This is a genomic window from Vibrio sp. 2130-1 (genome assembly GCF_033339515.1).
The window spans coordinates 1-876 of record NZ_JAWOUT010000137.1; the positions used below are offsets into that span (position 1 = coordinate 1).

Sequence of the window (876 nt, forward strand, 5' to 3'; positions counted from 1 at the left end):
GATGTCTATCTGTTGGATCGGCTCGACCAAGTGGTGACGGAGCTCGGCTTTAGTGAATACACCACTCAAGTCCGCGGTGACACGCTAAACATGTTCGTTTACACCATGTCACTGATGATCGGTACTGCAGGTCTGCCACACGTAATCATCCGTTTCTTCACTGTACCGAAGGTGCGTGATGCACGTACCTCTGCAGGTTGGGCACTTGTGTTCATCGCTATCCTATACACAACGGCTCCAGCAGTATCAGCAATGGCACGTCTAAACCTAATGGATACCGTTAACCCAGCGCCGGGCCAACACTTGGCTTATGACGAACGTCCTACTTGGTTCAAAAACTGGGAGAAAACGGGTCTGCTAGGCTTTGATGATAAGAACGGTGATGGCAACATCAACTACACATCAGATGCTGCAACTAACGAACTGAAAGTTGATAACGACATCATGGTACTGGCTAACCCTGAGATCGCGAAACTACCTAACTGGGTTATCGCACTGGTCGCAGCGGGTGGTCTAGCGGCGGCACTATCAACCGCAGCGGGTCTATTGCTGGCGATTTCGTCCGCGATTTCCCACGACTTAATCAAAGGGGTAATTAACCCGAATATCTCAGAGAAGAAAGAGCTGCTCGCGAGTCGAATCTCGATGGCGGTGGCCATTGCAGTCGCAGGTTACTTGGGTCTGCATCCACCGGGCTTCGCGGCAGGTACGGTAGCACTGGCCTTCGGTCTGGCGGCGTCCTCCATCTTCCCGGCTCTGATGATGGGTATCTTCAGTAAGAACATCAACAAAGAAGGTGCTATCGCGGGTATGATTGCCGGTATCAGTATCACTCTGTTCTACGTGTTCCAACACAAAGGTATCCTATTCATCGCA

Annotated in this window: 1 protein-coding gene; it reads left to right on the forward strand. The window is 51.3% G+C overall.

The genetic code is table 11. The features are described from left to right. Positions 1-876: VC_2705 family sodium/solute symporter (locus tag R7Q09_RS24735; RefSeq protein ID WP_318143770.1), on the forward strand; the 876-nt coding region annotated here is incomplete at both ends.